Raw genomic sequence first — 7,103 nt, 5'->3', positions numbered from 1 at the left:
TCCTCTTTTTGATTCACATACTTCCCGGCTGAAATTTCATTGATGCCTAATCCCTTTTGTTCTATTTTTTTCTAAAAGGACATATTCTCATAATAGGTTCGACAACAGTAGAAGGGGGAACCAATGTGAGTGTATATCGTTTATTAGCTTTAAACATTGATGGCACATTGCTTCGATCAAATGGTCGCCTCCAGCCATCGACGAAGGAAGCTATCCAATATGTTCAAAAAAAGGGTGTAGCAGTTACACTTGTGACGAATAGACATTTTCAATCAGCAAGAAAGCTTGCGAAAGCATTAAAGCTAAAAACCTTTTATGTGACGCATGGCGGAGCATTTATTGCGAATAAACTTGATGATCCTTTTTTTGAGAAGAGGATTTCTGAAGAAAAAACATTCAATCTAATTCAAGTATTAGAAAATTATAATTGTCATATTAGGGTTGTTCATGAAAGGTTTTCAATAGGTAATAAGAAGAAAACTCCTGATAATATGGTGAATAAGACATTGTTGAACACATCTGATACAATTTTTTATCCGCTTCAATTTGTTGATTCATTAGGTGATACATTATTAGATGAACCAGCATCAGCTCTAAAGATAGAAGCCGTTTTTAATGATGAGGAATATAAGAGAGAAGCAGCAGAAACAATTCGGGCTGCATTTGAAGATATTGATTTAAAGATGATTCAGCCGAAAAAACTGGAGCTTGTTGCAAAAGGTGTATCAAAGGAAAATGGTTTGCGTACTTTAGCAAGGCATTTAAATATTCCGATGGAAGAAATAGTAGCGATTGGGGATTCTATTGATGACCTCGATATGATTTCGCAAGTAGGTTTAGGGGTAGCCATGTCAAATGCTCCATTTGAAGTGAAAAAGGCTGCTGATTGGGTAACACGCACAAATGATCAGCAAGGTGTAGAATACATGGTGAAAGAACATTTTCGTAAACAGCAAAGAATTGATTTTTTACAAAAAATTAAAATAAAGAAATAATAAATAAGGGAGGTTGTTCCAAAAGGGTAAAAAGTAACCCTTTTGGAACAATCTGCCGAAAGGTCCTAGGTCTTGTTATGGAAATCCAGTAAAATCAAGGATTTGGTGACAGGACCTTTCAGCTTTTAAAACTTATTGGACAGCCTCTGGAAAGCCCCTTCATGGAAATCGGTTAAGATCAATGGATCGTGCTAAGGGGGCTTTTCAGGCTTCACTTGCTATAAGGGAATTATCGAACAGCCCCTAGCACGTTGAAGCTTAGTTTGATACACTTATAGGAGTTTTCAAAAAACAAAATTAAAGGTGATTTTTAAAGTGAAAGTTTATATAAAAGGTGTGGAAGATGAGAGATTCCACAGACCAATAAGATTAATTTCTAATTTATTTTTCGAAGAAACAGAATTAAGCTTTCAGAAGGAAGGAACCGAGCTCGAAGCGGTTTTTCAAATTGAAGACAATGGTCATTCAGTCTTCATTTACGGTCAAGTAACGGATGAAAGTGGGAAAGTATGTAAAGCAGAACGTGAAAAAGATTTAACCGGCTTTACAGATGAAAAAGAACGTTTTAAACAAATAAAAAATACACTTTCTTTTGTTTATTTAACGGTCTTGCAAGAGTATACAGGGATTGTGCAGAAATGGGGTATTTTAACCGGTATTCGTCCGACGAAGCTTTATCATAAGAAGCGTCAGGAAGGTTTGACCGAAGAAGAAATTTTTAAAATGTTTAAAGAGGAGTATCTTATTCATGATGAAAAGATCAGGCTTATGCAGCAAATTGTTAACCGTCAGTTAAAAGCTGTGCCTGATTTATATTCTTTAGGTGATGAAGTGAGCATTTATATAGGTATTCCATTTTGCCCGACAAAATGTGCTTACTGTACATTTCCTGCCTATGCAATTAATGGGAGACAGGGATCTGTTGACTCGTTTTTGGGTGGACTTCATTATGAAATTGGTGAGATCGGACGCTGGCTAAAGGATAATAATATAAAGATTACGACTGTTTACTATGGCGGTGGTACACCGACAAGTATTACAGCAGAGGAAATGGATATGCTTTATGAACAAATGATTGAATCTTTTCCTCATTTGGAACATATAAGAGAAATAACAGTGGAAGCGGGAAGACCTGATACGATTACACCTGAAAAGCTTGATGTTTTAAATAAATATAAAATTGACCGGATCAGTATTAATCCGCAATCATATATCCAGGAAACTTTAAAAGCGATCGGCCGTCATCATACAGTGGAAGAAACGATTGAAAAATATCATCTTGCAAGAAAAATGGGCATGAATAATATTAATATGGACTTAATTATCGGTCTCCCTGGTGAAGGTGTCGCTGAATTTGATTATACATTAGCAGAAACAGAGAAGCTGATGCCTGAATCATTAACAGTACACACTCTGTCATTTAAACGTGCATCAGAAATGACAAGAAATAAACAGAAATATAAAGTGGCAAGCCGTGAGGAAATTACAGAAATGATGGACAATGCCGTGCAATGGACAAGCTCACACGGCTATACGCCATATTATTTATACCGTCAAAAAAATATTTTAGGAAATCTTGAAAATGTTGGCTATGCACTCGAAGGACAGGACAGTATTTACAATATTATGATTATGGAAGAACAGCAGTCGATTATTGGACTTGGATGCGGAGCTGCGAGTAAATTTATTGATCCAAAGACAGGAAAGATTATGCACTTTGCAAATCCAAAGGACCCGAAATCTTATAATGATGGTTTTGCTGAATATACGGAGAAGAAGATTGAGATATTGAATGAAATGTACTCTCGCTCATAAGGAGCGGGAGTTTTTTTGAAGACAAAATTTAAGAATCAGAAATTTGGACTAAACTTATGCAGTCTTTGGTCATATGGGGGAGGAAAATGAAGCTCGTTTTTCTATAACGAGTGCTTATCTTCGAGATTTCATTTATATGTGCGAAATAGCTAATGTATCTTCGGAAAATGAGAAATCTCGATTATTAGACAAAATACAGTGTATATCAATAATCAATTACATCCAGAAAAATCAAATTATATTTATATATCTGAAACATTTACTAGATTCAGACGTATATAAATGGAAAGGGAGGCAGAGGACATGGTATTGCATATTGAAAATGTAACGAAAAGGTTTGGGCAATTTACTGCGGTGGATAATTTAACTTTATCCGTTCCAGAACGGGAGATGTTTGGTTTTCTCGGGGCTAATGGTGCTGGAAAGACGACGACATTTCGGATGATTCTAGGTTTACTCAGTACAACAGAAGGAGACATCACTTGGAATAATCAAAAGATAACATATGAAAATAGTAATGAAATAGGCTATTTACCAGAAGAAAGAGGGTTATATCCGAAGCTGAAGGTAGAGGAGCAATTAGTCTATCTTGCCAGATTAAAAGGAATGGAAAAAAAATTAGCAAAGAAAGAGTTAGAAGAATGGCTGGAAAGATTTAATGTACCAGAGTATATGAATAAAAAAATTGAAGAGCTTTCGAAGGGGAATCAGCAAAAAATTCAGTTTATTGCTGCTGTATTGCACCGTCCTAAACTGCTTATACTTGATGAGCCATTTAGCGGATTAGATCCGGTTAATGTGGAACTATTAAAAAAATCGGTTATTGAATTAAAAGAAAAAGGTACGTCGATTATTTTCTCGAGTCATAGAATGGATCATGTCGAGGAGCTCTGTAATCATCTTTGTATTATGCATCATGGTCAGCCGGTTGTTCACGGTTCACTTAAAGATATTAAGAGAGCTTTCGGTAAAAAGAATGTTATTGTACAAGCTGATTTTGATCTGAGTTTTTTAGAAAATATCCCAGGTGTTGTGAAATTGAAAAAGATTGCAGATAAGATGGAGCTACAAATAGAAAATGAAGAGGTTTCTCAGAGGATCTTCCATGAATTAGGGCAAAAAGGATTTGTAAGGCAATTCGCCTTAGAAGAACCATCATTAAATGATATTTTTATCGAAAAAGTAGGTGCCTCATATGAATAAATTTTGGCTTATTTTAGGTCAGACTTATTTAAATAAAATAAAAACAAAATCTTTTATTATTACAACAGTAATCACATTGCTTCTTATGCTGGGAGTTACAAATATTGATCGTATTTTCCAAGCTTTCGAGAATGAAGATGAAGTGAAATCAAAGATAGCTGTTATTGATGAATCTGGTAAATTGTTTTCATTATTTAATGAGAATATGAGTGAGTTAGATAAGAAGATACAGATTGAGAAAGCAAAAGAAAATGAGTCGGAACTGGATAACAGAGTACTAGATGGTGATATTGACGGCTATGTCATACTGTCAAGTGCAGGGAATGAAATTATTAGAGGTACATATAAGTCGATGTCAATGACGGAAACAGATATTCCTTATACAATTGAGCAGGCACTTCAGCAAGTTAAAATTAAAATCGGCTCAGAGAAATTAAATTTAAATTCAGCACAGCTCGATCAATTATTTTCTCCAGTTTCACTTAATAAAGTAGCCCTAGAAGAAAATGCAAAATCAGAAGAGGAACTAAATCAAGCAAGAGTACTTGTCTATATTTTATTATTTATTATTTATTTCTCTGTCATTTTCTATGCCAGTATGATAGCAATGGAGGTGGCAACAGAGAAATCGTCAAGAGTGATGGAAATATTAATTTCAAGTGTGTCACCGGTTCAGCATATGTTTGCTAAAATTTTAGGAATCGGCTTATTAAGCCTAACACAGTTAGTTTTAATTCTAATTGTTACGTTTGGATCATTAAAAGCTAATTTAAGTAATTTGCAAAACATGGCAGGAGGATTTTTAGGATTTTCTGACCTTCCGGCATCTACATTTATTTACGCAGGTATTTTCTTTTTACTCGGATATTTCTTGTTTGCAACACTCGCCGCATTTTTAGGTTCATTAGTTAGCAGAATAGAAGATGTAAACCAGATGATTACACCTATGACTCTATTAATTGTAGCTGCTTTTATGATTGCTATGTTCGGTTTAGGAAACCCGGAGGCACCTTTTATTACAATCACATCATATATTCCATTTTTTACTCCAATGATTATGTTTTTACGGGTAGGGCTACTAAATTTACCGTTTTGGGAAATTGCATTGTCCATTGGAATTTTGTTAGGGACAATCATATTATTAGCAGTAATCGGGGCACGTATTTATAAAGGAGGAGTCCTTTTTTACGGAAAAACACCTTCATGGAAAGATGTAAAGAAAGTATTAGAATTAACGAAGAAAGATTAAAATAGAATAGCCTTTTTTAAAAAAACGGGGTTGTCCGATAAGTCCCTAATAAGTTTTAAAAGCTGAAAGGACCTGTCACTAAATCCTTGATTTTACTGAATTTTGATAACAGGGCCTGTCAGCAGGGTGTCCCAAAAGGGTTGCTTTTTACCCTTTTGGGACAACCTCGTTTTTATTTAGTAATTCTTCCACGCCTTCTCATACTTCTCAAGTATAATCGGACGCATGAGCGTATTAATTTCAAGTGAGACAGGATTTCCTTTTTCATCAGTTATCTTTTGATCGATATCTTTTCCGAAGCTTGTTAAACTTTTCAGAACATCATTTGTCAGAAATTTAGTTTCTGTTGAAATTTCCGCTTCCTCAAGTTTAAATGACTCTCTTCTTGCAAGGACAAATCCCCAATCACCGAAGCTTGGTATATCGACATGAAGATTTTCTGTAAATAAGCCTGCTTCCTTGACCGTTTCATCAATTGTCCAATATACTTCTGTTGCAAATGTCGGACTTGTTGATTGGATCATAATAGATCCGCCAGGGGCTAAGTGATTTCGCAACAGCTGATAAAATTCAAGCGTGTACAGTTTATTTAATGATTCATTATTTGGATCAGGAAGATCTACTAAAATGACATCATAAAATCGCTTTTTATTATTTTCCAAAAACTTAAATGCATCCTCATTTTTAATATGTACCCGTTTATCAGCAAATGCATTTTCATTCAGTGTAATGAGCTCATGATTTGTTTTTGCAAGCTTTACGACTGCTGGATCTAAGTCCACTAAAGTCATTGTTTTTATTTCTTTATATTTTTGCAGCTCTCTTAGTGCGAGTCCATCACCGCCGCCAAGGATAAGAATATGATCATGTTTCTTGACTGCTGCCATAGTAGGATGGACGAGTGTTTCATGATATCTGTACTCATCACTTGAGCTGAATTGCAATTGTCCGTCAAGAAATAATCTTAAATCTCCCTGTTCCTTCGTAAGAATAATTTCCTGATAATTTGTTTGTTCATAATAAATAATCGGATCTTTATAAAGTTTTTGCTGGAAAGAGAAAGCTGTTTCTTCCCCGAAAAACACACCGGCTATGAGGAAACATAAAATAAATATTCCTGCAGCAGCATGGCGTTTGAAAGTTTTTAGTTCCTTTTTAAAATAAAATAAAATCCATAAAGCGATTACGATATTAATAATAGCGACTAAGAAAGCAGTTTTTACAAGACCGAATTCCGGACGTAATATATAAACGAATAAAAGACCGCCTATTAATCCGCCAGCATAATCAGAAAAAAGAACTCTTGCAGTACTTTTTTCAAGAGTGACGCCAATTTCATTCGCTTTTCGAATTAAAATCGGCAGTTCAACCCCGGTTAATGCACCGACGATTAATGTGACAGAGTAGAGAAAGAAAGCATCTGTCCCAGAGCTTAAAAAGGCGGACACACCGAATAGTAAAAAGGTGGATGAGCCAGCGATAATTCCGAGCAAATATTCAATCCATACGAAAGAAAGAATTAAATTTTTTGTTACCTTTTCACTGATAGAAGCACCGATTCCCATTCCTGTTAAAAAGAGAGAGATTGTAAGTGTATATTGCTTCACACCATCACCGAGTAAATAGGAGCCTGCTGCACCGAATAATACTTCGAATATAATCCCGCATACAGAAACAATTCCTGAAGCCCAATAAATTGCTTTACTTTGTTTTAAACTTTTTTCAATCACAAAAATATTCTCCTCACTTTTATCTCAGCCTCAACGGGCAGTAAGACTCCCACTTCAAAGTTCTAAGAGTTTGAGGAAGTGAAGTGAGAGATCAACTGTCCGTAAAGATCC

Annotated in this window: 5 protein-coding genes; 4 read left to right on the top strand and 1 reads right to left on the bottom strand. The window is 35.2% G+C overall.

Annotated features, from left to right (window positions below):
• The first annotated feature begins 125 nt into the window (after nt 1–125).
• The 4 genes from BFA01S_RS20295 to BFA01S_RS20280 all read left to right on the top strand — a co-directional run bounded on the left by BFA01S_RS20295 (nt 126) and on the right by BFA01S_RS20280 (nt 5,262).
• Nucleotides 126–995, top strand: coding sequence for a Cof-type HAD-IIB family hydrolase (locus BFA01S_RS20295; protein ID WP_066235245.1), 870 nt, complete (start codon nt 126–128; stop codon nt 993–995).
• 315 nt (nt 996–1,310) lie between these two features.
• Nucleotides 1,311–2,810 (top strand): coproporphyrinogen III oxidase, encoded by a 1,500-nt coding sequence (locus BFA01S_RS20290; protein ID WP_066235244.1) that lies wholly within the window; start codon nt 1,311–1,313, stop codon nt 2,808–2,810.
• A 303-nt stretch (nt 2,811–3,113) separates the two neighbouring features.
• Nucleotides 3,114–4,013 (top strand): ABC transporter ATP-binding protein, encoded by a 900-nt coding sequence (locus BFA01S_RS20285; protein WP_066235242.1) that lies wholly within the window; start codon nt 3,114–3,116, stop codon nt 4,011–4,013.
• The gene (locus tag BFA01S_RS20280) at nt 4,006–5,262 is read left to right on the top strand and encodes an ABC transporter permease (protein ID WP_066235240.1); all 1,257 of its coding nucleotides are present in this window, start codon (nt 4,006–4,008) and stop codon (nt 5,260–5,262) included. Before BFA01S_RS20285 ends, BFA01S_RS20280 begins: the two co-directional genes overlap by 8 nt.
• A 176-nt stretch (nt 5,263–5,438) precedes the next feature.
• Here the strand turns inward: BFA01S_RS20280 and BFA01S_RS20275 are convergent, their stop codons facing one another.
• Entirely contained in the window at nt 5,439–6,992 is a 1,554-nt protein-coding gene (locus BFA01S_RS20275; RefSeq protein WP_066235237.1) for a polyamine aminopropyltransferase, read from the bottom strand.
• Between the last annotated feature and the right edge of the window lie 111 nt (nt 6,993–7,103).

The organism is Metabacillus fastidiosus NBRC 101226 (assembly GCF_001591625.1).
Lineage (GTDB): Bacteria > Bacillota > Bacilli > Bacillales > Bacillaceae > Metabacillus > Metabacillus fastidiosus.
The sequence above is the reverse complement of the archived record's forward strand: the minus strand, read 5'-3'. Positions and strand labels throughout refer to the sequence as shown.

Bases quoted from the DNA above. Each gene is read 5' to 3' on its own strand.
- BFA01S_RS20280 (WP_066235240.1), top strand. From the start codon at position 4,006: ATGAATAAATTTTGGCTTATTTTAGGTCAGACTTATTTAAATAAAATA.
- BFA01S_RS20285 (WP_066235242.1), top strand. From the start codon at position 3,114: ATGGTATTGCATATTGAAAATGTAACGAAAAGGTTTGGGCAATTTACT.